Below are 24,693 nucleotides of genomic sequence, written 5' to 3'. Positions count from 1 at the left end.
AACGTAGGAGCGAGCAAAGCTCGCGATGCGCCGCGCGGGCGGCGCTCGATCCCCCAGGCGCTACAACATCTAACGATGTACACCCCCCAGCCCCACCGCCCTCCAGCCTAAATCACCCGGAACCCATGCGTCCCGTCCCGCTCAAGCTGCGCCACCAGCCCAAACTCCCAATCAAGGTAGCCCTGCATCGCCTCCCGGGGGTTATCCGTGCCCTCATAAGGGCGGCGGTACCGATCACTACGGGCCACGGCCAGCCGGGCTTCCCCCGTTTCCAGCGGCTTTCCGGCCGCAATCCAGGCAGCAGTACCGCCCGTGAGCACATGCACCGGTGCACGGGTCAGCGCTCGCAGGTCCTGGGCGGCGAAGCGTGCCAGCAGGCTGCTGCCGCAGGTCAGCACGTAGCGTTGGGCCGCCGGCGTGCGTTCGAGCACTTCGGGCAGTTGCGCACGGATCGCCCACCAGGCGCCAGGGATGTGGCGTTTGACGTAGTTGGCGCTGGTGGTGAAGTCCAGCACCACGGTGCCGTCTTCATCCAGCCACTGGACCAGTTGCCGAAGATCGATTTCATCGGCGGTGGGCACGGCCGGCAGCGGTGGCTGCCAGTCGCCCTGGGCACTGAAGTGCTGCTGGCCCAAGCCGTCCAGTACGGCGACCTCCCAGCCCATTTGCGCCAGCCACGAGGCGCTCATGTTGGCGCGCACGCCGTCGTCGTCCACCAGCACGATGCGGGCACCCCGCACGCTGGCGACATGGTCGGTTTCCTGCACCAGTTGGCCACCCGGCACCGAACGGCTGCCAGGGAGGTGGCCGGCGCTGTACTCCTCGGGTGTACGCACATCGAACAGGTAGGTGGTGCGGGCAGGCTCACCTTGCCAGCGTGCCAGCCCGTCAAGACCAAGCCGCTGTACACCGGCGCGGTCAGCCACTGCTCTGGCCTGGCGTGCGGCGCGGGCGCGGGTGCCTTCGCTCACCTGGGCAAAACGTTGCGCTTGGCCGTGGGCCAGGGCCTGACCTGCCAGGGTCCAGCCGATGGTGCCGTTGCGCAGGGCCGCTACCGGGTTAGGGATGCCTGCGTTGACCAGGGACTGGGTGCCGATGATGCTGCGCGTGCGGCCGGCGCAGTTGACGATCACCTGGGTGGAAGGGTCTGGCGCCAGTTCTGCCACGCGCAATACCAGTTCGGCACCCGGTACGCTGATGCCGCCTGGGATGCTCATGGTCTGGTACTCGTCGAAGCGACGCGCATCCAGCACCACCACGTTGGCGTTTTGCAACAGCAGTTGCTGCACCTGCTCAGCGGGTAACGAGGGGGTATGGCGCACGCTCTCGACCAGCTCGCCAAACGCCTTGCTGGGTACGTTCACGTCGCGGAACAGCTCGCCGCCTGCTGCCTGCCAGCCGTTTAGGCCATCTGCAAGGATGGCCACGTCGCGGTAAGCTAGGTCCAGTAAGCGTCGGGCAGCCTGTTGGGCCAGGCCCTCGCCGTTGTCATACACGGTAATGGCGGTATCGCGCCGTGGGATGCGGGCCAGCACCTCCAGTTCCAGTTTCGACAACGGGATGTTGGCGGCAAACAGTGGGTGCGCCTGGGCGAACGGGTCTTCTTCGCGCACGTCCAGCAGGGCCAGTTCCTGCCGTGCCAGCAAGGCCCGGCGAATGTCAGCGTATTGGCGGGTTGTGACGGCGCTCATGGGGCAAGGTTCTCTTTGGACAGGTCCCAGATATTGGGCAGGTGAAGGTTGGAGTAACCGGAAATGAACGGCTTTTCGGTACCGTCCTCGCTGTACACGGCCCGTCGGACGGCGCCGATGTTGGCCCCGTAGACATGGATACTGACGGACACCTGGTCGGTGTAGGCATTGCTCACTTGATGGATGTCCCCCACCTGGGGCGATACCGCTTCCACCTGCCCAGGCGACAGGCGTATGGCGGGGCCATCAGGGCGCAGCCCGCCTGCCGGGTCGCGAACGAAACCTTGCGAGTCCTCGGCACCGCGCAGCATGCCGATCAGGCCCCACACACGGTGATCGTGCACCGGCGTACGCTGGCCCGGGCCCCACACAAAGCTCACCACAGAGAAGCGCTGGCGTGAATCGCAGTGCAGCAGGTATTGCTGGTAGCGCTGCGGGTCAGGCCTGGCGAGGTCGGCTGGCAGCCAGTCGTCGTGGCTGACAAGATCAGCCAGCAGGGGCTGGGCATGCCGCAGCAGGGTGGCTTCATCCGGTTGCCGGTCCAACAGCCCGGCCAGGCTGTCGATGAAGTGGCGCAGGCGTTCCGTGCGCAAGGGGTAGCTCATGACAGGGGCTCTTCGCGTAAGGTTGGGTAAACCCTAGCAAACGGTCTATCTATAATCAAAATGCAAAATATTCATAAGCTAATATGCAAATAATGCATTTACAGATGGCCTTGCATGCTTTCAAATCCCCCCACAATGCCCTGTTCGATCAAGCATGGCGCTGCCACCTGGCTTGATCATTCACCCTGACGAGACCGCACGCGCGGATCGCCTTACAGGCCCTGATGGGCCCTGGAGACGTACGTGCGTTATTTCAAGCGATTGGCCGCCACCCTGTTGGCGTCTTCCCTGAGCGTTGCCGCTGCTGCCCAGACCCTGGTAGTAGGCGATCAGAGCTACAACGCCCGCGCGGTGATGGAAGCCGCCGGCGTGCTCGACGACCTGCCCTATACCCTGGAGTGGAAGCAGTTCACGGCGGGCTCCCCGGTCGCCGAAGCCCTAAACGTGGGCAGCCTGGACGTCGGCCTGCTGGGCGATGCGCCGCCGCTGTTCCTGGGGGCCCTGGGTGCGCCGATCAAGGTGATCGCAGTCAGCCGGCAGAACCTCGAAGGGGTGGCCATACTGGCGCGCAAGGACTCGGCCATACACAGCCTGCAGGACCTGCGCGGCAAGCGCGCGGCCATCTGGAAAGGTTCATGGAGCCAGCAATTACTGTTCAGCGCCCTGGACAAAGCGGGCGTACCGCGCGATGCGCTGGAACTGCGTTACCTCAGTGCGCTGGATGCCTCTCATGCTCTGGATGGCGGCTCCGTGGACGTGATCGCCACGTGGGAGCCCTACGTCACCCAGCAGGAGCGCCATGGCGCACGGGTACTGGCCACAGCCGAGGGGGTCATCCCGGCGCAGAGCTTCGTGGTCGCCAACAGCAAGGCGATCGAGCACAAGCGCCCACAGATCGCCGACTTCCTGCAACGCCTGAAAAAAGCCCGTGACTGGGCCCTCGGCAACCCGGCCAACACCGAGGCCTATGCCGATGACTGGGCCAAACGCACCCGTGCCGACGCAGATATTGCCCGCGCCTGGTTCGCCCGCGCACGTACCGACCTGGCCCCGCTCGACCCGCAGGTGATCGCAGACGCACAGACCACCGTGGACTTCTTCGCCGGGCTCGGCCTGATCAAGGCCTACCCCGCAGCAACCCTGTTCGACACCTCGTTCACGGCAGCGATCGCCCAGCCCCAGGCCAGCAACCATTGAACCGGTCATCACCCCTTGCAAGGATTCCCATGAGCAAACGACAGATCAAGCTTGGCGCCCTGACCATGGGCTGCGGTGGCCCCGGCCGGCACAACCTGTGGCTGGACCCGGCGCTGCCCGCCGACGCCAGCGTCAACATCGATTGGTACATCGAAATAGCCCGGCAAGCCGAGGCCGCGCTGTTCGACCTGGTCTTCATCGTCGACAGCCAGTACATCACCCCCGGCTCGCCCTCGCACTACCTCAACCGCCTGGAGCCCCTGACGCTGCTCTCGGCCCTGGCGGTGAGCACCCGCCATATCGGCCTGGTAGGCACGTTGACCACCTCATACAACGCGCCGTACAACGTCGCCCGCCGGCTGGCTTCGCTGGACCTGATCAGCAAAGGGCGCGCCGGCTGGAACGTGGTCACCAGTGGTGATGCCGGTACGGCGGGCAACTATGGCCTGGATGAGCATTACGACTACGACACCCGCTATGCGCGCGCCCAGGAGCATGTGCAGGTGGTGCAGGGGTTGTGGCAGTCGTACGAGGAAGGCGCGTTCCCCCGCGACCGGGCCAGCGGGCGGTTTCTCGACCCCTCGAAGCTGCACGCCTTGAATCATCAGGGGGCACACTTTTCGGTGGTCGGCCCGCTCAACATCCAGCGCTCGCCCCAGGGGCAACCGGTGATCTTCCAGGCAGGGGACTCTGAACAGGGGCGTGACCTGGGGGCTGCCACCGCCGATGTGGTGTTTACCCATGCTGCCAGCATCGAACAGGGCCAGGCGTTCTACCGTGACATCAAGGAGCGCGCGGCACGCCTGGGACGCGACCCGGACCAGTTACTGGTGCTGCCGGGCGCGGAAATCTACGTGGGTGACAGCGATGAGCACGCCCGTGAGATCGAGCGCCATTACCACCAGGCCGACCACAGTTTCGACCTGGCCTTGAAAGAGTTTGGCCGTAACTTCGGTTGGCATGATTTCACCCAGTACGACCTCGACGCTCCCTTCCCCCAGCAAAGCCTGGAGCATGCGCGCAGTAGCTTCTTCACCAACGCCAAGCGCATCGCCGATCAGGCGCGGGACAAGAGGTTCACCCTGCGCCAGGCCATCGAGTTCGGGCGCCAGTTGCGCCCCGGGGCATTTGTGGGCTCGGCCCAGACCGTGGCGGCGAAGATGGCGCACTGGTTCGAAGCGCGAGCCCTGGACGGTTTCAATATCTACATTGGCCACCCGGAGCAGTTCCGCCGCTTCACCGAAGAGGTCGTGCCGCTGTTGCAGGAGCGGGGCGTCTACCGCAATGCTTATGAGGGCACGACGCTGCGCGAAAGCCTTGGGCTGAGCATTCCGCGTTTCAGCCGCTAGTGCACTGAAGGCCGCAATGCGGCCTTCAACCATTCCAGCCCCTGCCTTAGAAATCGTAGGCCAGCTTGGTGTACCAGTAGCCGCCGCCGGGATGGAAGGGTGGGTTGCCATAGGCGGCCTGGTTGCCGTTGGGGTTGTAGACCCCATTCTTGTCAGGCCGCACGTTGAAGATGTTGGTGCCGCCCAGGCTCAGGGTAAGGCTGTCGAACAGCAGATAGGACAGGTCCAGGTCGGTGATCCATTTGGCGCCGAAGCTGCGGTCCTGCGCGGCGTTCTGCTGCCAGGTCTCTACCTTGCCGTAGCGGGTGGTCTGCAAGGTGCCGGTGAAATTGCCCAGCAGCCATTGCCCCCCCAGTACCCACTTGGTTTTCGGTGAGGCCGCCACCAGGTCGCCCTCACGGCCATGCCCGACTACCTGAATGCCCGCATCCGCCAGCGCTTGTGGCGTGCCACGGGTACCACGCACGGTGGTCTTGTTCCAGTTGAAGCCCAGGGTCCAGCGAACATCGCCCATGGCACCGAACTCGCTGGTGTGGTCGGCCACCAGGTCCAGCCCGCGGGTACGGGTGTCGAACGCGTTGGTGTAGTAGTTGATCCAGGTGGTGCGGGCCAGGCCGAGTGATGCAAGCATGTCGCCCACTGCGCCTGCACCGCCGGCGCGGTCGTAGAGGTTTTCGGTAAGCAGAATGCGGTCATCGATGTCGATCAGGTAGGTATCCAGGGTCACGCTGGTGCGGCGTGCCGGCTGCCAGGTAATGCCCAGGCCTGCGTTGCGCGACTTTTCCGGGTCCAGGGTGCCACCGCCGAAGGCCTGCGCTGCGGCGCTGCCCGGGGCTACGGTGCGCCGCAGCGCGGGCACCACATTGCCATCGGCATCCAGCGCGGTGCGGTTGTCGCTGACGGTGTAGCCCGACTGGGTCAGCGAAGGGGCCCGAAAGCCGCTACCCAATGTGCCGCGCACGGCCAGCGTGTCGGTGAGGGCGTAGCGTGAATTGAGCTTGAAGCTGGCCGTGTTGCCCGACTCGTCGTCATAGTGCTCGAACCGCGCTGCCGTACCCAGATACCAGCGCGGTGACAGGTCGAACCCCAGGTCGAGGTAGGCAGCGTAGTTGTTGCGTTTGACGTCCGCTTCATCTTCCGGGCGAATGGTCAGCGCCGCCTGGGCACCCACTGCGGTCTGGCCCCTGGCCAGTGCATACAGCGGGTTTGGCCTGCCATCGGCCAGCGTTGCCGGGTAGGTGTAGGGCCCCACGCTGTAGGCCAGCGGGTCGCCTGCGAACGTGCGAAAACGCTCCCAGCGATGTTCCAGGCCAGCCGATACGCGGGTGGGTACGGCCAGCCCGAACACACTGTCGAACGCGCGGGTGATGTCGAGGTTGTTGACCCACTGGTCGAATTGCAGGGTGGCCAGGTCGTCGAAGGACGTGGGCGAGGCGGGGCCGTAAGTGGGGTTGATGGTGAGGTCGCTGGACTGCTGGTTCTTGTTGCGCCCGTAGCTGGTGGACAGGTCCCAGTCCCAGTTGCCGGCAGCCCCTTTTGCCCCGAGCAGCCACTGGTAGTCGGTGTCCTTGATATTGTTGAGCGGGTAGTAGCCGTCAGGGAACAGCTCGGGGATGGACGCATTGCTGTTGGGCAGACGGTAGTTGTTGTAGGCCTCGAGCTTGCGTTCTGCATAGGTGGCGAACGAGTAGAGCTTCAGGTCATCGCTCAGGGGCAGTTCGGCGTTGTAGCCCAGGTTGAAGGCGCGCAGGTCGGGGTCGCCGTTCTTCACGGCGCGGCGGTCCCAGGTGGCCTGGCGGTCATCTTCGAAATAGGCGCGGTAACCGGGCGCTGCCTTGTCGATCCAGCTGGCGGTACCTCGCTTGCGCGCCTCGCCCGACAAGTGCAGGAAGCCACCATCACCCAACACGAAGCCTTGGTCGCCGGCCAGCTTGAGGGTTTCGCCCTGGCCACTGTACAGCTGGCCGTAACTGCTTTCGTAATGGCCGCCGCTGCTGGCGTTCTTGAGGATGATGTTGATCACCCCGGCCACGGCATCGGAGCCGTACTGCGCTGCAGCGCTGTCTTTCAGTACCTCGATGTGCGACACCGCGCTCACCGGGATCATGTCGATATCGACGGCATTGGCCCCGCTGTTGTCTGTCGAGCCGCTCGCCGGTACGGCGCTGTTGTGACGCCGCTTGCCGTTGACCAGCACCAGGGTGTACGCCGGGCCCAGGCTGCGATTGCTCAAGGGCCGCACACCGGACTGGAAGCCGGCGATGTTGGTACCGAAGTTGAACGACGGCAGTAGCCTGGCGATGGCCTCCGACAGCTCGGCGCGGCCGGTACGCAGCAGTTGCTCGCTGCTGATGACGTCGATGGGGGCGGGGCTGTCGGCCACGGTGCGCTGGTTGCCGCGCATGCCGGTGGAGATCACCGTGACGGTATCCAGGCGTGGGTCCTCGGGGGCGGGTTCGGCATTGGCCAGGGGCGCAAGCAGGCAGGCCAGTGGCAAGGCGATGAAAGGGGGTTTGGGCATCATGTCCTCGAAAAGCACGCAGGGGGGTAGGCGCCAGGCGCCTCATGGGCCTGGCGATTCAAGGTTTGCGGTGTTCAGGGGGCCGTTGTCGGCCTTTTTGCGGCGCTCGCCACCCCTACAGGAACGGCGCCGTTCCTGCGGGGCTGGGCTGGCCTACCACGGGGTTGCGCCGTTTCAGGCGCTGCGGGTGCCCAGGCTGGCTTCCCGTTGTGCCACCAGCGCACGGATGCGCGGGATCAGGTGTTGGCCATAGTCCACGGCATCGCGCAATTGCTCGAACCCGCGGAACAGGAAGGTGGTCACGCCCAGGTCGTAATAGGCCAGGGCTGCCTCGGCCACCTGCTCGGCCGTACCTACCAGCGACGTGGAGTTGCCAGCGCCGCCGCCGAGGGCGGCAATCTCGGTCCACAGGCGGGTGTCATGCACCTTGCGTTGGCTGGCCAACTGCACCAGGCGTTCGGAGCCGATGTTGCTGCGGCCGAAGTTCTTTTCGCGGCGGTTGCCCTGGCGGATGCCGATAACGTTCTGGGCATCGGCCAGAATCCGCTCGGCACGGGCCCAGGCTTCTTCTTCGGTGGCCCCCAGGATCGGCCGCAACGACAGGCTGAAGCGGATGTGGTTTTCCCGGCCGTAGCGGGCCGCCGCCTTGCGTACCTGGGCAATGCGCTCGCGCACCTGCTCCAGCGGTTCGCCCCACATCATGTACACGTCGGCATGTTTGGCGGCCACTTCCACGGCCGCGTCCGACGCGCCGGAAAAGTACACGGGCAAGTGGCCAACCGGTTTCACCAGCGTGAGGTTGTCCTCCACCCGGTAATGGGTGCCGGCGTGGTCGAACGGTTGCTGCTGGGTCCAGGTGTTGCGCAGCACGTCCAGGTACTCGTCAGTGCGGGCATAGCGGGCATCCTTGTCGAGGAAGTCGCCATCGCGCTGCAGGTCACTACTGTCGCCACCGGTAATGACGTTGATAGCGGCTCGGCCGCGGCTGAGCTGGTCCAAGGTAGCGAACTGGCGGGCGGCGAAAGTTGGCGCCTGAAAACCTGGGCGGTGCGCCACCAGCAGGCCGATGCGCTCGGTGACGGCTGCCACGTAGCTGGCCAGGATCAGTGAGTCGGGGGCGCTGGTGCTCACCGCCAGCAGCGCCTTGTCAAAGCCTGCGTACTCTTGGGCCTGGGCGAAGGCCTTGATGAACGCCAGGTCCACCACCGGGCCACGGGGTGCCTGGGATTCGCTGCTTTCCTGTGGGCCGATCAGGCCGATGAATTCGAGGCTCATGCAAAGTGCTCCTGCGTTACGGATGGGAAACTCATGCGTGCTCCACGGCAGCGCATGAGGTGAGTGCTCGGTGTGGCGGCCACTGCCGGTGGGTCAGACCGCCACGGGCAGTACGCTGCGTGAATGCCCGGGTATCGCTGCTATCAGGGCTTGGGTATAGGGGTGGCCCGGGTGGCCCAGCACCTGGGCTGCCGGCCCTTGTTCAACCACCTGGCCTTGGCGTAGCACCAGTACCTGGTCGGCCATGCTGGCGACCACGGCCAGGTCGTGGGAGACCAGCACATACGCCACCTTCAACTCGCGCTGCAGGTCGTCCAGCAGTGCAAGAATCTGCGCCTGCACCGACACATCCAGGGCACTGACCGGCTCGTCCAGCAACAGCACCTCGGGCGCCAGGGCCAGTGCACGGGCGATGGCCACCCGTTGGCGCTGGCCGCCGGACAGCTCGCGCGGCAAGCGGTCCAGGAACGGTTCAGGCAGGCCCACCCGGCGAATCAGCTCGACGGCCTTGTGCTCCAGTGCCGGGCCTTTGAGCAGGCCAAAGGCGACCAGCGGCTCGACGATGCTGTCGTACACCGTGAAGCGCGGGTCAAGGGCGGCGAATGGGTTTTGTTGCACCAGCTGAACGCGCCGGCGCAGGGGGCGGAACTGCCGCCAGCTGTAGCCGCTCACATCCACACCTGAATATTCCACGTGCCCTGTGCTGGGGGGTTCCAGGCCAAGGGCGATACGCAGCGCCGTGCTTTTCCCGGAGCCCGATTCGCCAACGATGGCCAGGGTTTGCCCGGCATGCAGGCTCAGGCTCAGGCCCTGCAGCGCGGTGAACGTGCCCGCGGGTGCAGGCAGTGCGAACTGCTTGCCCACGTTGTGCAGGCGCAGCAACGGCTGGCCCGGTTGGGCGCGGGGCCGGCGCCGTGGGACGAAAGCCGGTGCGGCATTGAGCAGGGCACGTGTGTAGGGCTGTTGGGCGCCCCACAGCACCTGCCGGGGTGTGGCCAGCTCCACCGGTTCACCCTGTTTCATCACCAGCAGGCGGTCTGCGCGGTCACAGGCCATGCCAAGGTCGTGGGTGATGATCAGCAGTGCGATACCCCGTTCAGCCGTCAGCTGCTGCAAGTGATCGAGAATGCGCCGTTGCACGGTCACATCCAGGGCGCTGGTGGGCTCGTCAGCAATGATCAGGCGTGGTTCCCCGGCCAGGGCGATGGCAATCAGCACCCGCTGGCGCATACCGCCAGACAGCTCATGCGGGTACTGCCTGGCGCGCAAGGCGGGGGCATCCAGGCCTACCTGGGCCAACAGGGCCTGCACGTCGGCGTCCACGCCCCGGTAGCGTCGGCCCCGGGCCAGCACCAGCGCCTCGGCGATCTGCCGGCCAATGCGCAGGGTAGGGTTGAGGCTGACCATCGGGTCTTGCGGCACCAGGCCGACGGTGCGCCCGCGCACTGTGCGCCAGGTACGCTCGCTGGCGTGGGCCACGTCGACCCCCTCCACCCACACCTGGCCCTGGTCGACACGGGCATTGCCCGGCAGCAACCCCAGCAAGGCGTTGGCCAAGGTCGACTTGCCCGAGCCGGACTCGCCAACGATGGCCAGTGTCTCGCCAGGTGCCAGGCTGAATGTCACCTGTTTCAATGCCTCTACACGCTCACCGGCCACGCTGTAGCTCACGGCAAGGTCACGCACTTCTACCAAGGGTGGGCGGCTCATCGTGCGAGCTCCTCGGCGCTGCGCGCCAGGTGGTTGAGGCTGAACACCACCGCCACCACAAACAGCCCTGGCAGCAGGGATACCCACGGCGCTGTGATGAGGAAGTGCCGGCCGTTGGCGATCAGCGTGCCCCATTCCGCAGCCGGCGGCGCGGCGCCAAAACCCAGAAAGCTGAGCCCGGCGGTGGCCAGGATGGCTGCACCGAAGTCCAGCGTTGCGAGCACCGCCACGGGCCCCCAGGCATTGGGCAGCACGTGGCGCCACAGCGTGCGCACCCAACTGGCACCCCCCAGCCGTGCCGCCTCTACATAGGGAAGGGTCTTGATGCGCAGCACTTCGCCGCGTGTGGTGCGGGCAAAGCCCGGCAGGATGCCGACGCCAACGGCTACCGCTACCGGCACCGTGCCAAAACCGATGGCGGTGACGATGGCCAGTGCCAGCAACAGGCCGGGCAGCGCCAGCAACACGTCGACCAGGCGCATCAGCAGCGCATCGGTGCGCCCCCCGGCGAACCCCGCCAGCACGCCCAGGCCCAGGCCACCGACCAGCGCAATGGCCACCGCCAGCAGCGCAGCCAATATGGACAGGCGTGCGCCGTATACCACCCGGGTATAGAGGTCGCGGCCTAGTTCGTCAGTACCAAACCAGTGGGCGGCGTTGGGTGCGACCAGCTTGTCGGCCGGCGAGGTGGCGTACGGGTCGAAACCGGTCAGCACCTGCGGCGCCAGTGCAGCGAACAGTGCAAACAGCACCACCAGCAGGGCCAGGCTGAAACCAGGTTTGCGCAGCAAAGGCGCCAGGGCCTGCACGGCGCGTTGCAGCCGCGTACGGCGCTGCCACGGCGTAGCGGCCCGCCCGGCGTGGCGGGTGCGACCCCGTGTAGCGGGCACGGCTTCGATGGGGGGCAGGGGGATGTCGACGGTCATGTCAGCTTACCTTGGCAGTGTGGGTGATGCGCGGGTCCAGATACGGGTACAGCAGGTCCACGATCAGGTTCACCACCACGAAGGCGGCGGCCGATACCGCGACGATTGCCAGCACCACCGGAATGTCCTGGCGCAGCACCGCTTCCTGGGCCAGCCGGCCTACGCCATTGCGCGAGAAGATGGTTTCGACCAGCACCGCGCCTGACACCGTATTGCCCACCTGCAGGCCCACCAGCGTGAGCAGTGGCAGCGCGGCGTTGCGCAGGCCATGGCGTGCCTGCACCTGGGCGCGGCTCAAGCCCTTGGCGAATGCGGTGGCGATGTAAGGCTCCTGCCATACCCCCTGGAAGCCGCGCTGTAGTACCTGGGCATACACGGCTGCGCTGGGAATGGCGAGGGTGATGGCCGGCAGCACAAGGCTGGCCGTGCCCTGGCTGCCGGTGGCCGGGAACCAGCCCAGGCCGAAGGCGAACACCTGGATCAACAGCAAGCCCATCCAGAACACTGGCACGGAGAACCCCAGCGACGGCAGGCGCGCCAGTGCAGCCTTCAGCGGCCGCCATTGCACATAGGCCGTGAGGTAGGCCAGGCCGACCCCGGCCAGCAGGGAGAGCCCGATGGCGGTGCCGGCCAGCGCCAGGGTCTGCGGCAGGCGTTCAGCCAGCAGCGCGGTGACCGGCCGCCCCAGCGACAGCGACTGGCCAAGGTCGCCCTGCAGCGCCCCCCACAGCAGGGCGAAGTACTGCTCGAACACCCCCTTGTCCAGCCCGTAGAACGCCCGTGCCTGCGCCAGTTCCTGGGGCGACAGGCCGTCGGCTTCCATGCCCGACGCACTGAGCATGATTGCCAGGGTGTCGCCCGGCAGCAGGTAGAGGATGAAGTAGGTGAGGGTGTACGCCCCCCACAGCACCAGTACGGCCTGGGCCAGGCGGCCTGCCAGGTAGCCCTTCATGGCTGGGCCACCTGGATGTCGCTGAGCAGCGCGAAGCCTTCGGCGGTCCAGCGGAAGTCTTTCACACGTGCTGCGGTAGCGGCTTGCCACACGCGTTCGTAGAGGGGGAATGCAGAGGCTTCATCAACCAGCAGGTCCTGCAGCTGGCCATAGGCATGCGCCCGCTGCGGTTCGGCAGTGGCGGTGATGCCGGTGTCGAACAGCGCCTGGGCTCTGGCCAGGGTCGCCGGCGCGTAGGTGTTGGTGGCCAGGGTGGCGCTGTTGGCCGCCCTGGGGTCCAGAATGGTCTGCAGGATGATGGGGTCGGCGCGGGTCATGTAGGTGGAGGTCAGGTCGTAGTTGCCCGAGGCATTGCCCGCCACCCATTCGGCACGGGTCAACACGTTCAGCCGCAGGTCGATGCCCACTTTGCGCAACTGGTCCTGCACCAGCACGTCGCCTGCGCTTTCAGCCGGGGTGAGGTTGTAGCGCAAGGTCAGGCGCTGGCCGTTCTTGTGCCGGTAGCCGTCGTCGCCTTTGTGCCAGCCTGCGGCGTCAAGCAGCTGTTCTGCCGCTTTAGGGTCGTAGGCCAGTTTTTCGGCCTGGGGCTTGAAGAAGGGGGTGGTGACGTCGTACACGCCAGTGACCACAGGGAAGGCAGTGTTGTAGACGGTATGGGCGTAGCTGGTGCGGTCGATGGCCTTCTGCAGTGCCAGGCGCACCTGGCGGTCGCCCAGCAGCCGGCCGTTGCGGGTGTTGGGGTACAGGTTCAGGGCAGGGCCAGGCAGCGAGCGGCTCTGGATGGTGGCGCCCTTGCTTTGCAGCAGGTTGAGGTCTACCTCGGAGAATGGGTTGCGTGGCCACAGGATGTCGGCCTTGCCCTGCAGGAACAGGCCGTTGCGCACGCTTTCTTCGGGGATGTAGCTGATGTCCACTGCCTCCACGTGCGCCGGGCCCTTGTTGTGTACGTTGGCCGACGCCCAGGCGTAGTCGGCGCGCCGGGTCAGGCGGGCGCCCACTTCAGGGGTGTAGCGGTCGAGCACGAACGGCCCGGTGCCGATGATCTTGCCCAACGAGCGCTCTTGCGCCGTAAGCCGATAGGAGGCCGGCGCCAGCACCGCCAGGTTGGTGGTGGAGGTGGCCTGCAAAAAGCCTGCGTTGGGCTTGGACAACACCAGCCGCACGGTGAAGTCGTCGAGCACCTCGGCGTGGTCATAGCCCGCCAGGTAGGTGGCGCCGAAGGTGGCAGGCAACTGGGTGGCGAAGGCCTTGTTGCTGTCGAAGGCGGTCTTGACGGCGTGGGCATCAAAGCGCTCGCCATTGCTGAAGGTCACGTCCTGGCGCAGGTGGAAGGTGTAGTTCAAGGCATCTGCCGAAACCTCCCAACGCTGGGCCAGCCAGGGGATGATGCGACCGCTGTCCGGGTCCTGGTCGGTGAGCGATTCCACCACGTTGCGCAGCAGCACGCGGTGCTCCAGCCAGTAAACCTGGAACGGGTCGACGCTCGCCAGGGTGGTGTTGTCACCCCAGAAAGCGATACGCAGGGTTTTGTCGGCGGCTGTGTTGTCAGTGGGCGAGCAGGCAGCCAGGGCCAGAGCCAGTGAACCGATGGCGAACAGGCGGTGCAAGGTGGGCATGGGGTGATCCTTCAGTGGCAGAGCAGGTAGTGCTTGAATCAGTCCTGATACGCGCGGCCTTCGCGGTCCAGTTGCCGGACCAGCGCATCCCAGTGCCGCTGGATGCCTTCGCCCTTGCCGTCGGAAAAACGCTTGGATTGTTCGTGGACCTTGGCGATGGCGGCAGGCGAGGCATGGCGCAGTTGGTCATTGCCGCCCGCCTGCGCGGCAATCTGGATGTTGCAGGCCCGCTCCAGGCCATGCAGCTCCCGGAAGGCGTGCTCCACGCTGATGCCCCCGGTGAGCAGCCCGTGGTTGCGCAGGATCAGGATGTTGCTGTCACCCAGGTTGGCGACCAGCCGCTGCTGCTCGTCCAGGTCCAGCGCCACACCTTCGTACTCGTGGTACACCACGCGGCTGTAGTACGCCAAAGCATGCTGGGAAATGGGCAGCAGGCCGTCGCGTTGTGCCGATACCGCGGCGCCGTCACGGGTGTGGGTGTGCAGCACCGCAGCAAGGTCAGGCCGGGCGCGGTGGATGGCGCTGTGGATCACGTAACCGGCCTGGTTGATCCCCAACCCCAGCGGGTCATCGATCAGGGTGCCGTCTACATCCACCTTGACCAGGTTGGACGCGGTGATTTCGTCGAACAGCAGGCCGAAGGCGTTGATCAGGAAGTGTTCGTGCGGGCCGGGCACGCGGGCCGAGAAGTGGGTGTAGATATGGTCTGTCCAACGGAATAGGGCGGCCAGGCGGTAGGCGGCGGCCAGTTTTACCCGTACCTCCCATTCCTCGGAGCTGACGCGGTCGCGGACATGTTCGGCGACAGGGCTTATGGCGGACAGGGCGTTCATGGTGGGGCTCCAGTAATCAATGACGGCATGTGTTACGCAGGGCGGTGGTTGGCGCGTTCATGGCGTGGCCTGGGCGAGAGTGGCGCGGCCGGCCTGGGCGAAGATCACGTCATCCTGCGGGGTATGGATACGGCTACAGAGCACGTCGCGGTAGTGCCGCTCCAGCGGGTTGCGCCGTGACAAGCCGGGGTTGCCGGCGGCTTCGATTGCCAACTCGACAGCGCCGATGGCATTGGCGCTAACCAGGTGCTTGATCTGCCCGGCATGCAGCGGGTCGATGAAGCCGGCGGCGGCCGAGTCCAGCAGGCTACGGTTGGCGAACAGCAAGGTATCGATACGCCCCACAACCTCCTGGAAGCGCGGCAGGCTGGCCAGTGGCGCCCCCAGGTTCGAGGGTGCGCGCCGGTTCAGAAACCCTGCCAGCCAGTCGCGTGCAGCCTGGGCTATGCCGTCGTAAACGGCAGGCAGCAGTACCGCCATCCATAGCAGGCTCTGGGGATCGAGGTCGGTGGTGGGGGCGCTGGCGGGGCTCAGGGCCACGGCGTGGTCCAGCGGAATCTGCACGTCATCGAAGCGAACCTCGTGGCTGCAGGTAGCCCGCATGCCCAGGTGGTCCCAGTCGTCGACGATGGTGATACCCGGGGTATCGCGGTGCACCAGGAAGCCGCCTACGCGCGGGTCGCTTTCATCCGTGCTGCCCCACACCAGCATCCAGGTCAGGCCATGGCTGCCGGTTGAGTAGATTTTTTGCCCACTGATGCGCCACCCAGCGGCGCTGCGGCGGGCGACGGTGCCAGGCAAGCCGCCGCGGGCCGGGGTGCCCAGTTCGGGCTCGACGCGCAAGGCATTGATCAGCGCGCCGTGCTGCACGGCATCCCGCGCCACGCGCTGGCGCAGGTGCTCCGGCCACTGCGTATTGGCCTGCAGGCGAGCGTGTTGCAGGTACTGCATCACCAGAATCAGGGCGGTGGCGGGGTCACCTTTGCCCACGGCACCGATCACCCGCCGAGCGGTGACGAGGTCTGCACCGCCGCCGCCCAGCGCCGTGGGTACCGTCAGGGCCAACAGGCCATGGCGGTGCAGCAGGTCGAAGTTGTCCTGAGGAAAGCTGGCACTGCGGTCATAGCGTTCGGCGTTGGCTGCGAGCGCCAGTGTCAGCTCTGCAAGGGCGCTGTCGGACGGGTGACTCATGGGGCTTCATCCCTGAATGACGGTGTATGGCTAAGACCGTATTCTTATGGATGAGCGCTGTAAAAGGCTTATTTGTTCTAAGCTAATTATTTGTTTTTATAATTTCAATTGTTTATTTTTATGCGCAACTTGCATTTAAAGCTTAGCGCTTTTTACTCAAGCAGCTGTTGCCCGGCCACGGTTCCGAACAGTTCGACCGGGTCCTGCAGGTTGCCCAGGTAGCGCGGATGAAACAGCCACAAGTCCACCTGTGGCTTGAAATCACTGATGTTGAGCACTTCCAGTGCGTCGCGGTGGCGGCTGGCCTGCAGCAGCGGCTCTGGCACCAGCCCCAGGCCCTGGCCATTGGCAACCAGGCCCAGTTGCAGCTCGGTACCAAAGGTTTCCAGGTTGATCGAAAGGCTCAGGCCCTGTTCGCTCAAGGCGCGCTGCAAGCCGGCGCGGAAGCCGCAACCGTCAGGGTTGAGCACCCAGCCGCGGGTGTAGCAGTCCCTGAGCTTGTAGCTGCGCTTGCTGGCGCCGCTTCTGGCTGCCACCACTTTCAGCGGCATGCGTCCGATCGAGCGGCTGGCAATGCCCTCGGGGAAGATCTTGCCTGGCGGAAACAACGCGGCAGCGGCATCCAGTTCGCCGTTTTCCATGCGCGTTACCAGGCTGCTGCCCCAACCACTGCTCACTTGGGTGCGCAGTTGCGGGTACACCTCGCGGATCTGCGCCAATGCCTGGAGCAACACCACATCACCCAGGGTTTGCGGCACACCCAGGCGCAAGGTGCCGGAGGGCGCGCCATCGTTGGCCACCAGTTCACGCAATGAGTCGATCTCGCGCAGGATCGCCTTGCATTGCTCGTACACCCGCAGCCCCATGGGCGTGGGCTTCAGCGGCTTGGTCTGGCGGTCGAGCAGGGTGGCCCCCAGGTCTTCCTCGAAGTTCTGCAAGCGCCGGGTGATCGCCGGCTGGGTGAGTTGCAGCGCCTCTGCAGCAAGGTTGGTGGACTGGCAACGAATGACCGCGACGAAGGCGTCCATATCATCGATTTTCATGGGCTGTGTTCACCAGAGTGGGCGGGAAATAAGGGATTAGCATAATCGGGCTTTAGCGTAATGCCTGCCATGTTACGCGCAAGCCCCGGCTTGATAATGAATTATGCATATTAGGTTATTCCTAAAATCAATTTAATCTATTTTTCACAATTGGTTAGAGTCGGTGTCCCCGGCGCACCCTGCGCTGCTGCAATTGCTGAGGACGACCATGCCATCCCGATCCAAACTGCTCACCCTGGCAGCTGCGCTGCTGGTAGCGGCCCATGCCGGCGCCAGCGAGCGGCTGACCCTGCGCATTGGTGACCAGAAGGGCAACATGCGTGCCCAGTTGGAGGCCGCCGATGCGTTGCGCGACCTGCCGTATGACATCCGCTGGGCCGAGTTCCCCGCTGCGGCCCCGCTCGCCGAAGCGCTGAATGCGGGGGCCATTGATGCAGGCATCATCGGCGATGCCCCGCTGTTGTTCGTGCTGGCTTCGGGTGCGCCGGTAAAGGCCATTGCCGTGGACAAGTCCGACCCCTACGGCACGGCCTTGCTGGTGCGCCCCGATGCACCGTTGCACAGTGCCGCCGAGCTCAAGGGCAAGCGCATCGCAACCGGCCGCGGTTCCATCGGCCACCACCTCGCCCTCAAGGCACTGGACCAGGCAGGCCTCAGTGACAAGGACGTGGAGTTCCGCTTCCTGGGGCCGGTGGATGCCAAGATCGCCCTGGCCAACGGTTCGGTAGATGCCTGGTCGACCTGGGAGCCCTACACGGCGCTGGCAGAAACCAGCGGGCAGGGCAGGGTGCTTGTAAACGGGCGTGGGCTTTCCAGCGGCAACAGCTTTCTGGCAGCCACCGATCAAGCGCTGGGGCAGGTGGCCAAGCGTGAGGCACTGCAGGACTACCTGAACCGCCTTGCAGGCGCACAAGGGTGGGCCTACCAGCACCTGGACAGCTACTCGAAAACCCTGGCGGCGATCATCGGTTTCCCGCAAGAGGCGGCCCGCCTGCAGTTCGAGCGCCGGCAGTTGCACTGGCAGGTCATCGACCCGCAGACCATTGGCGAGCAACAGGACACCGCCGACTTCTATCACGCCCACGGGCTGATGAGTCAGCGCCTGGACGTCGCCCCCACATTCGCCACAGGCTTCACCGTGCCCGCCAACGGCCCACTGGCCAAGCAACCCTGAACCGGAGACGCACATGCCTTTGAAGAAACTGCGCCAACTGGGCCTGGCGTTGCTGGCCAGTGCCTTGCTGCCGAACCTGGCCAGCGCCGAGCAGACCCTGCGGATTGGATACCAGAAGTCCTCTACCCTGATTACCTTGCTCAAGGCCCGTGGCAGCCTGGAACAACGCCTGAGTACGCAGGGCATACGCGTCAGCTGGCACGAGTTCCCCAGTGGGTTGCCGCTGCTCGAAGCACTGAACCTGGGCAATGTGGACCTGTCGGCCGACGTGGCCGACACGGTGCCGGTGTTCACCCAGGCCGCTGGCGCAAGGCTCACCTACTTTGCCCGGGAAGCACCGTCGCCCACTGCCCAGGCCATCCTGGTGCCGGCGGACTCGCCGCTCAGCACACTGGCTGACCTGAAGGGCAAGCGTGTTGCCGTCACCAAGGCGGCGGGCAGCCATTACCTGCTGATCCAGGCGCTGGCCAAGGCCGGGCTGACCTTCAAGGACATCACCCCGGCTTACCTTATCCCTGCCGATGGGCGCGCGGCCTTCGAGAACCATAAGGTGGACGCCTGGGTGACCTGGGACCCTTACGTCGCCAGTGCCCAGCGTCAGCAAAACGCACGGGTTCTGGCTGATGGCAGTCAGTTGGCCAGCTACCAGCGCTATTACCTGGCGGGCAGCGACTATGCCCAGGCGCACCCACAGGTGTTGCAGCAGGTGTACCTGGCCCTGCGCGACGTGGGCACCTGGACCAAAGCCAACCCCGTGGCGGCAGCGCGGATTCTGGGGCCTTTGTGGGGCAACCTGGACAGCGCGACGGTGCAGCAGGCCAACGCCCGGCGCAGCTATGACGTGCAGCCGGTGAGGCCGGAAAACCTGTTGGAGCAACAGCAGATTGCCGATGCGTTCTACCGTGAGGGGTTGCTACCGAAGGCCGTGGATGCGACGGCCGTGACATTGTTCGAACCGGCTGCGCGTTGAGGCTGGGTGGGGCCGGTAATGCGGCCCCACCCGCATTCAACCCGGGAACAGAAACGGGTTGAAGCTGCTACGGGCAAACCCTTCTCGCTGCATTTCTGCATCGAGCACCAGCGAACCCAGGTCATCGGCTACCACCTCCAGCCCCTGGTCGTGCTCGCCGTACAACACTTTCAGGTAGCTGCCACAGTCACCACAGCTTTCGGCCTTCACCGGGCTGGCCTGCCGGTCCAGCGACCAGTAGTCCAGCTTGCCGGTCTGTTCACAATTGCTGCATTTAGCCCGCACCATGTGCCAGCGGCTTTCGCACAGGCTGCAGTGCAGGTAGCGCAAGCCGTTGCGCTTGCCGGTCATGATCACGCTGGCGATGGGGGCGCTGCCGCACACCGGGCAATACTGGCGATGTTCGCCCACTGCGGCCTTGGCCGTGACCGGCAGAGCCGCAGCCAGTTGGCCGGCGTACAGCATCAACGCCGCCCACAGGAGCACGGCCTGGCCGCTGTTTACCTGGTCGTAGCGGCCCTGCAGCAGGTGGTCAGCCGCCGCCTCGCGTTGCTCAGGGGGTGTGTTGGCCAGGCTCGCCAGCGCATCGGCCAGTACCGGACCGGCACCAGGCATCAGTTGCTCGATCAGTTGCTGCAAGGCTGCCTGCCAGTAGCCAGAGCGCGCCAGGCGCTCAGCCGCCAACGGCACGTGCGGGCCCAGGCTGGCCACCACAGCCTGCACCTCGTCGGCCGGCACGGGAAAGCGCTGCAACAAGGCCTGTTGAGCCTGCGCCACCTGTGCAGCAAACAGCAGGTAGTCGGCCTGTTCATGCCCCTGCGCCAGGTGGCGCAGGCGTGCGGCCCGCTGTTGGTAATACTGGCCGGCGGGCGGCAGCAGCAACGGGGTGATCTCATTGACGCCGCCCGTGGCTTGTTCCACGGGCACCACCGTGATGCTGCTCATTGCTTGTCACCCTTGGAGATCTGCTGATACCAGCGGTCATGGTGCGACTTGGCCCAGCGACGGCTCACGTAGCCGGTGACCATGCCGCGTATCGACCCTTTGACCCAGAACGCCAGGTAGGCGTGGCCGATGATCAGCAGGATCAGGCAGATACCAGCCACTGCGTGGGTGAACAGCGCCACGCGGATCAGGGCGATATCGAACAGGTGTGCGAACCACGGCCGCCAGATCACCACGCCGCTGAGCATCAGCAGGGTGATCAGGCCCATGATCCCCCAGAACAGCACCTTCTGCCCGGCATTGTACTTGCCAATCTGCAGCGGCTTGCTGTGGTCCCCGGCGAGTACGGTCTTCACGTTGCGAAACCAGATGGCGTCCTGGCGCTCGGGCAGGTTGTATTTCACGAAGCGCGCAAACAGGAACATCAGCACCACGAACACCACCACCCCGAAGAAAGGGTGGAGGATGCGCGCCAGCTGCGGCGTGCCGAACACGCCGTTAAGCCAGTTCAGCGACGGGAAGAACCACGACAGCCCCGACAGGGCCACCAGAAAGAAGCAGATGACCATGAACCAGTGGCTGGCCCGGTCAATGAAGCGGGTACGCAGAATCAGTTTGTCCTTGTTCATCACAAGTGTTCCTCGTGGTCTTCTTCCACCTCATTCGGGCCAACGCCGATGTAATGGAATACGGTACCGGCCAGGGTGGCGAAGAACGCCGCCGCTGCCACCGGCTTCAGCCAGCCTTTCCAGCCACTGATGGCGGTGCTGATGCGCGGGTCCGGGTTGAGCTTGTGATACAGCTCGGGTTTGTCCGCATGCTGCAGCACGTAGAACACGTGGGTGCCGCCGACGGCCTGTGGGTCGTAGATACCCGCGCCGGCAAAGCCGCGGCCATGCAGCTCGGTGACACGTTCCTCGGCCTGTACCAGCATGTCGGCCTTGCTGCCGAAGTTGATGGCGCCGGTGGGGCAGGTTTTGACACAGGCCGGTTCCTGGCCGACCGTTACCCGGTCGACGCACAGGGTGCACTTGTAGGCCTTGTTGTCCTTCTTGCTGATGCGTGGCACATCGAACGGGCAGCCGGCCACGCAGTAGCCGCAGCCGATGCAGTGCTCGGACTGGAAATCGACGATGCCGTTGGCGTACTGGATGATGGCGCCGGGTTGCGGGCAGGCTTTCAGGCAGCCGGGGTCGGCGCAGTGCATGCAGCCGTCCTTGCGGATCAGCCACTCCAGCTTGCCGGCCTCGTTCTCGTGCTCGTCAAAGCGCATCAGCGTCCAGGTGTCTGCTGTAAGGTCGGCCGGGTTGTCATAGACGCCCACGTTATGGCCGACCTCGTCGCGCAGGTCGTTCCATTCGTTGCAGGCCACCTGGCACGCCTTGCAGCCGATGCAGATGCTCACGTCGATCAGCTTGGCCACCTCGGCCTGGTGATCGCGTGCGCGGGGTGCCGGTGTGAAGGCGTGTGTGGCCGAGCGGCGGATGATGTCTTGGGATTGCAGGGACATAATAGGGCTCCGTCAGGCCTTTTCCACGTTCACCAGAAACGCTTTGTATTCCGGGGTATTGGTGTTCGATTCGCCCACCCCCGGGGTCAGGGTGTTGGCCAGGAAGCCCTTGCGGGTCGCGCCCTCGAAGCCCCAGTGACAGGGCACGCCGATGGTGTCGACCGCCTGGCCGTCGATCTGCAGGCGGCGAATGCGCTTGGTCACCACGGCCTTGGCCTTGATGTAGCCGCGCTTGGTACTGACCCGCACCAGGTCACCCTGCACGATGCCTTTGTCCTTGGCCAGCAGCTCGCCGATCTCGACGAACTGCTCAGGCTGGACGATGGCGTTGAGCCGGGAATGCTTGGTCCAGTGGCGGAACAGCTCGGTGATGGAGTAGGTGGTGGCCACGTAAGGGAACTCCTCCCGGCTGCCCATGCGTGCCCGGTCACTGTCATACAGTCGCGCGGTGGGGCTTTTGCTGACAGCGGGGTGCAGCGGGTTACTGGCCAGCGGGCTTTCGGTGGGCTCGTAGTGCTCAGGGAACGGGCCATCGTTCATCGCGCCTACCGAAAACAGTCGCCCGACCCCTTCGGGCAACATGATGAAAGGGTGGGTGGCGGTGCCGGGTGGCACGGTTACCGGGAAGTCCGGCACGTCGATGCCGCTCCAGCGGCTGCCATCCCAGCCGATGACCTTGCGCTTGGCGTCCCACGGCTTGCCCTGAGGGTCGGCTGAGGCACGGTTGTACAGAATGCGGCGGTTCTGTGGCCAGGCCCAGGCCCAGCCTGGTGTGCAGCCCAGCCCGCTGTCGGCGTTGTCGCGCCGGGCCATCTGGTTGCCGGCTTCGGTCCAGCAGCCAGCGAACACCCAGTTGAAACAGGCGGTGCTGCCGTCGTCGCGCAACTGGCCGAAATTGTCCAGCAGCTGGCCCTTGCGCAGTACCAGGTTGCCCTGGTCGTCGTGCAGGTCAGCCAGGGCATAGCCATTGGACTCCTTGGCCACCTCTTCAGGTGCCGGGTCGTATGGGTCTTTGTAGTCCCAGGCCATGTTCAGTACCTGCTCAGGGCAGGCGCCGCCTTCTTCCTGGTACAGCTCGCGCAGCTTCATGAACAGGTGGCCAAGGATCTTGCCGTCATGCCAGGCCTCGCCGGGCGGCGCGGCACCGGCCCAGTGCCACTGCAACCAGCGCCCGGAATTGACGATAGAGCCGTTTTCCTCGGCAAAGCAGCTGGAGGGCAGGCGGAACACTTCGGTCTGGATCTGTGCGGGGTCCACGTCATTGGACTCGCCATGGTTCTGCCAGAAGCTGGAGGTCTCGGTGGCCAGCGGGTCGATGATGACCAGGAACTTGAGCTTGGCCAGTGCCTCGGCTGCCTTGTTCTTGTCCGGGAACGCGGCGATGGGGTTGAAGCCTTGGGCGATATAGCCGTTGACCTTACCGTCATGCATGCGGTTGGCGAAGTTGAGCACGTCGTAGCTGTCGTCCCATTTGGGCAACCAGTCGAAACCCCAGTCGTTTTCGCGGGTGGCTTTTTCGCCGTACAGGCTCTTCATCAGGCTGATGAAGAACTTGGGCGTGTGCTGGTAGTAGTTCACCTGGTCGGGCAGCTGGGCCTTGGGCGTGGTTTGCTGCAAATAGGTGTGTATGTCGGCCTGGCTGTCCGACGGCAGGTTCATGTAGCCCGGCAGGCGCTGGGACAGCAGCCCCAGGTCGGTATAGCCCTGGATGTTGGAGTGGCCGCGCAGGGCGTTGACGCCACCACCGGCCATGCCGATATTGCCCAGCAGCAGCTGGAGCATGCCGGAGCCGCGAATCATCTGCGCCCCGGTGGTGTGGTGGGTCCAGCCGAGGGCGTAGAGGAAGGTGGCGGTGCGGTCTGGCACGCTGGTGCTGGCCAGGATGTCGCAGATCTCCAGGAAGTCGTCCTGCGGTGTGCCGCACAGCTGGCTGACCAGCTCCGGGGTGTAGCGGCTGACGTGCTGTTTGAGCAGGTTGAACACGCACCGGGGGTGGCTCAGGGTCATGTCCTGGCGGGCATGGCCGTTGTCATCCAGCTCGTAGGCCCAAGAGCTGCGGTCGTAGCGCCTCGCCTTGGCGTCGTAGCCGCTGAACAACCCGTCGTCGAAGTGGTAGTCGTTGCGCACAATGAGCGAGGCATTGGTGTAGGCGCGTACGTATTCATGCTGGATACGGTCGTGGGTCAACAGGTAGTTGACCATGCCCATCAGGAAGGTGATGTCTGAGCCCGCACGTACCGGTGCGTAGATATCGGCCACTGAAGCGCTGCGGTTGAAGCGCGGGTCGACCACGATCACTTTGGCGCCGTTGCGGATCTTGGCCTCGATCACCCACTTGAACCCTACAGGGTGCGCTTCGGCCGGGTTGCCGCCCATGATCAGCACGACGTTGGCGTTCTTGATGTCCACCCAGTTGTTGGTCATCGCGCCGCGGCCGAAGGTGGGCGCAAGCGCTGCTACCGTAGGGGCATGGCACACCCTGGCCTGGCTGTCGGTGCCCAGGATGCCCAGTGCACGGGTAAAGCGTTGGTCCAGGGCGCCGGTTTCGCTGGAGGCGGCAGAGGAGCACAGCATGCCGGTCGACAACCAGCGGTTGACGGTGACGCCGTCGGCGTTGCGGGCGATGAAGTTGGCATCCCGGTCATCTTTCATCAGCCGGGCGATGCGGTCGATCGCGTAGTCCCAGCTCACCCGCTCCCATTTGTCGGAGCCGGCTGCGCGGTATTCGGGGTGCAACAGGCGCTGTTCGCTGTGGATGTAGTCGACCAGGCCTGCGCCCTTGGGGCACAGCGAACCGCGGCTGACGGGGTGGTCGGGGTCGCCTTCGATGTGAAAGATGCGCGCTTTGGCATTCTTCGCGCCGTCACCCAGGCTATACATCAGGATGCCGCAGCCCACTGAACAATAGGTGCAGTTGTTACGGGTCTCTTTGGCCCGCAACAACTTGTACTGCCGGGACTGGCTGGCATTGGCCACGGTGGCGCCAAAGCCTAAAGAAGCAGCTGAAACAGCGGCGGCACCGGTGGTGCAAAGTTTAAAAAACTGCCGTCTGCCAAGATCCATTAACGTTCCTCCAACAGGCGTCAGGCTGCGCGGTGTGGCAAGCCCGGCCTGGGTTACATAAGGCCCCGGTCCAATGCAGGCAGCCGGGTGCCCGCCGGCCATTTGCATGGCTGGCGCAATCA

The 24,693-nt window shown here is 65.0% G+C and carries 19 protein-coding genes; 4 read left to right on the top strand and 15 right to left on the bottom strand.

The window, feature by feature from the left end:
• Window positions 1–107: 107 nt before the first annotated feature.
• Together IAE38_RS03040 and IAE38_RS03035 are read right to left on the bottom strand one after the other, a co-directional pair.
• Complete coding sequence (locus IAE38_RS03040; RefSeq protein ID WP_201215769.1) at window positions 108–1,691, bottom strand: rhodanese homology domain-containing protein; 1,584 nt, start codon at window positions 1,689–1,691, stop codon at window positions 108–110.
• A complete protein-coding gene (locus tag IAE38_RS03035) occupies window positions 1,688–2,296 on the bottom strand; it encodes a cysteine dioxygenase (protein WP_201215767.1) in 609 nt (202 codons plus the stop codon). Before IAE38_RS03035 ends, IAE38_RS03040 begins: the two co-directional genes overlap by 4 nt.
• 243 nt (window positions 2,297–2,539) lie before the next feature.
• Between IAE38_RS03035 and IAE38_RS03030 the strand changes: the two genes are divergently transcribed.
• Both IAE38_RS03030 and IAE38_RS03025 read left to right on the top strand, forming a co-directional pair.
• Window positions 2,540–3,493 carry an ABC transporter substrate-binding protein gene (locus IAE38_RS03030; RefSeq protein ID WP_201215765.1) on the top strand — a complete coding sequence of 318 codons (954 nt, stop codon included), beginning with the start codon at window positions 2,540–2,542 and terminating at the stop codon, window positions 3,491–3,493.
• Between the two features lie 29 nt (window positions 3,494–3,522).
• Window positions 3,523–4,842 carry an LLM class flavin-dependent oxidoreductase gene (locus tag IAE38_RS03025; protein ID WP_201215763.1) on the top strand — a complete coding sequence of 440 codons (1,320 nt, stop codon included), beginning with the start codon at window positions 3,523–3,525 and terminating at the stop codon, window positions 4,840–4,842.
• Window positions 4,843–4,888: 46 nt separating this feature from the next.
• On the opposite strand, the gene IAE38_RS03020 is transcribed toward IAE38_RS03025, so the two are convergent.
• The 9 genes from IAE38_RS03020 to IAE38_RS02980 all read right to left on the bottom strand — a co-directional run bounded on the left by IAE38_RS03020 (window position 4,889) and on the right by IAE38_RS02980 (window position 16,909).
• Complete coding sequence (locus IAE38_RS03020) at window positions 4,889–7,363, bottom strand: TonB-dependent receptor plug domain-containing protein (RefSeq protein ID WP_201215761.1); 2,475 nt, start codon at window positions 7,361–7,363, stop codon at window positions 4,889–4,891.
• A gap of 174 nt (window positions 7,364–7,537) precedes the next feature.
• Complete coding sequence (locus IAE38_RS03015) at window positions 7,538–8,638, bottom strand: LLM class flavin-dependent oxidoreductase (RefSeq protein WP_201215758.1); 1,101 nt, start codon at window positions 8,636–8,638, stop codon at window positions 7,538–7,540.
• 93 nt (window positions 8,639–8,731) lie between these two features.
• A complete protein-coding gene (locus IAE38_RS03010; protein WP_201215756.1) occupies window positions 8,732–10,348 on the bottom strand; it encodes a dipeptide ABC transporter ATP-binding protein in 1,617 nt (538 codons plus the stop codon).
• Entirely contained in the window at window positions 10,345–11,274 is a 930-nt protein-coding gene (locus IAE38_RS03005) for an ABC transporter permease (protein WP_201215753.1), read from the bottom strand. Before IAE38_RS03005 ends, IAE38_RS03010 begins: the two co-directional genes overlap by 4 nt.
• A 1-nt stretch (window position 11,275) precedes the next feature.
• Entirely contained in the window at window positions 11,276–12,226 is a 951-nt protein-coding gene (locus tag IAE38_RS03000) for an ABC transporter permease (RefSeq protein WP_201215750.1), read from the bottom strand.
• On the bottom strand, window positions 12,223–13,842 hold the full coding sequence (locus IAE38_RS02995; protein WP_201215747.1) for an ABC transporter substrate-binding protein: 1,620 nt from the start codon (window positions 13,840–13,842) through the stop codon (window positions 12,223–12,225). Before IAE38_RS02995 ends, IAE38_RS03000 begins: the two co-directional genes overlap by 4 nt.
• Window positions 13,843–13,880: 38 nt before the next feature.
• Window positions 13,881–14,675 (bottom strand): class II aldolase/adducin family protein, encoded by a 795-nt coding sequence (locus IAE38_RS02990; protein WP_201215743.1) that lies wholly within the window; start codon window positions 14,673–14,675, stop codon window positions 13,881–13,883.
• A 57-nt stretch (window positions 14,676–14,732) separates the two neighbouring features.
• On the bottom strand, window positions 14,733–15,866 hold the full coding sequence (locus IAE38_RS02985; protein ID WP_201215741.1) for an acyl-CoA dehydrogenase family protein: 1,134 nt from the start codon (window positions 15,864–15,866) through the stop codon (window positions 14,733–14,735).
• A gap of 152 nt (window positions 15,867–16,018) precedes the next feature.
• On the bottom strand, window positions 16,019–16,909 hold the full coding sequence (locus IAE38_RS02980) for a LysR family transcriptional regulator (protein ID WP_201215737.1): 891 nt from the start codon (window positions 16,907–16,909) through the stop codon (window positions 16,019–16,021).
• A 208-nt stretch (window positions 16,910–17,117) separates the two neighbouring features.
• On the opposite strand from IAE38_RS02980, the gene IAE38_RS02975 reads away from it, so the two are divergent.
• The gene (locus tag IAE38_RS02975; RefSeq protein ID WP_201215734.1) at window positions 17,118–18,083 is read left to right on the top strand and encodes an ABC transporter substrate-binding protein; all 966 of its coding nucleotides are present in this window, start codon (window positions 17,118–17,120) and stop codon (window positions 18,081–18,083) included.
• 13 nt (window positions 18,084–18,096) lie between these two features.
• Window positions 18,097–19,053, top strand: coding sequence for an aliphatic sulfonate ABC transporter substrate-binding protein (locus tag IAE38_RS02970; RefSeq protein WP_201215732.1), 957 nt, complete (start codon window positions 18,097–18,099; stop codon window positions 19,051–19,053).
• A gap of 36 nt (window positions 19,054–19,089) precedes the next feature.
• On the opposite strand, the gene fdhE is transcribed toward IAE38_RS02970, so the two are convergent.
• From fdhE to fdnG, 4 genes are read right to left on the bottom strand one after another with little or no spacing between them, the layout of a single operon-like run.
• Complete coding sequence (fdhE, locus tag IAE38_RS02965; protein WP_201215729.1) at window positions 19,090–19,998, bottom strand: formate dehydrogenase accessory protein FdhE; 909 nt, start codon at window positions 19,996–19,998, stop codon at window positions 19,090–19,092.
• A complete protein-coding gene (locus IAE38_RS02960) occupies window positions 19,995–20,627 on the bottom strand; it encodes a formate dehydrogenase subunit gamma (RefSeq protein ID WP_028633575.1) in 633 nt (210 codons plus the stop codon). The genes fdhE and IAE38_RS02960 overlap by 4 nt, the downstream gene beginning before the upstream one ends.
• On the bottom strand, window positions 20,627–21,508 hold the full coding sequence (fdxH, locus tag IAE38_RS02955) for a formate dehydrogenase subunit beta (protein ID WP_201215727.1): 882 nt from the start codon (window positions 21,506–21,508) through the stop codon (window positions 20,627–20,629). The genes IAE38_RS02960 and fdxH overlap by 1 nt, the downstream gene beginning before the upstream one ends.
• Window positions 21,509–21,520: 12 nt before the next feature.
• Window positions 21,521–24,571 (bottom strand): formate dehydrogenase-N subunit alpha, encoded by a 3,051-nt coding sequence (fdnG, locus tag IAE38_RS02950; protein WP_201215725.1) that lies wholly within the window; start codon window positions 24,569–24,571, stop codon window positions 21,521–21,523.
• Between the last annotated feature and the right edge of the window lie 122 nt (window positions 24,572–24,693).

Source organism: Pseudomonas sp. S32, assembly GCF_016648095.1.
Taxonomy (GTDB): domain Bacteria; phylum Pseudomonadota; class Gammaproteobacteria; order Pseudomonadales; family Pseudomonadaceae; genus Aquipseudomonas; species Aquipseudomonas parafulva.
This window is presented reverse-complemented; position numbering and strand designations above follow the sequence as displayed.

What these genes read in the sequence shown, in the direction of transcription:
- IAE38_RS03035 (WP_201215767.1), bottom strand. Translation starts at nt 2,296, where the DNA reads ATGAGCTACCCCTTGCGCACGGAACGCCTGCGCCACTTCATCGACAGC.
- IAE38_RS02995 (WP_201215747.1), bottom strand. Translation starts at nt 13,842, where the DNA reads ATGCCCACCTTGCACCGCCTGTTCGCCATCGGTTCACTGGCTCTGGCC.
- IAE38_RS03015 (WP_201215758.1), bottom strand. Translation starts at nt 8,638, where the DNA reads ATGAGCCTCGAATTCATCGGCCTGATCGGCCCACAGGAAAGCAGCGAA.
- IAE38_RS03025 (WP_201215763.1), top strand. Translation starts at nt 3,523, where the DNA reads ATGAGCAAACGACAGATCAAGCTTGGCGCCCTGACCATGGGCTGCGGT.
- fdnG (WP_201215725.1), bottom strand. Translation starts at nt 24,571, where the DNA reads ATGGATCTTGGCAGACGGCAGTTTTTTAAACTTTGCACCACCGGTGCC.
- IAE38_RS02980 (WP_201215737.1), bottom strand. Translation starts at nt 16,909, where the DNA reads ATGAAAATCGATGATATGGACGCCTTCGTCGCGGTCATTCGTTGCCAG.
- IAE38_RS03010 (WP_201215756.1), bottom strand. Translation starts at nt 10,348, where the DNA reads ATGAGCCGCCCACCCTTGGTAGAAGTGCGTGACCTTGCCGTGAGCTAC.
- fdhE (WP_201215729.1), bottom strand. Translation starts at nt 19,998, where the DNA reads ATGAGCAGCATCACGGTGGTGCCCGTGGAACAAGCCACGGGCGGCGTC.
- fdxH (WP_201215727.1), bottom strand. Translation starts at nt 21,508, where the DNA reads ATGTCCCTGCAATCCCAAGACATCATCCGCCGCTCGGCCACACACGCC.
- IAE38_RS03005 (WP_201215753.1), bottom strand. Translation starts at nt 11,274, where the DNA reads ATGACCGTCGACATCCCCCTGCCCCCCATCGAAGCCGTGCCCGCTACA.
- IAE38_RS02960 (WP_028633575.1), bottom strand. Translation starts at nt 20,627, where the DNA reads ATGAACAAGGACAAACTGATTCTGCGTACCCGCTTCATTGACCGGGCC.
- IAE38_RS02970 (WP_201215732.1), top strand. Translation starts at nt 18,097, where the DNA reads ATGCCTTTGAAGAAACTGCGCCAACTGGGCCTGGCGTTGCTGGCCAGT.
- IAE38_RS03040 (WP_201215769.1), bottom strand. Translation starts at nt 1,691, where the DNA reads ATGAGCGCCGTCACAACCCGCCAATACGCTGACATTCGCCGGGCCTTG.
- IAE38_RS03000 (WP_201215750.1), bottom strand. Translation starts at nt 12,226, where the DNA reads ATGAAGGGCTACCTGGCAGGCCGCCTGGCCCAGGCCGTACTGGTGCTG.
- IAE38_RS03020 (WP_201215761.1), bottom strand. Translation starts at nt 7,363, where the DNA reads ATGCCCAAACCCCCTTTCATCGCCTTGCCACTGGCCTGCCTGCTTGCG.
- IAE38_RS02985 (WP_201215741.1), bottom strand. Translation starts at nt 15,866, where the DNA reads ATGAGTCACCCGTCCGACAGCGCCCTTGCAGAGCTGACACTGGCGCTC.
- IAE38_RS02975 (WP_201215734.1), top strand. Translation starts at nt 17,118, where the DNA reads ATGCCATCCCGATCCAAACTGCTCACCCTGGCAGCTGCGCTGCTGGTA.
- IAE38_RS02990 (WP_201215743.1), bottom strand. Translation starts at nt 14,675, where the DNA reads ATGAACGCCCTGTCCGCCATAAGCCCTGTCGCCGAACATGTCCGCGAC.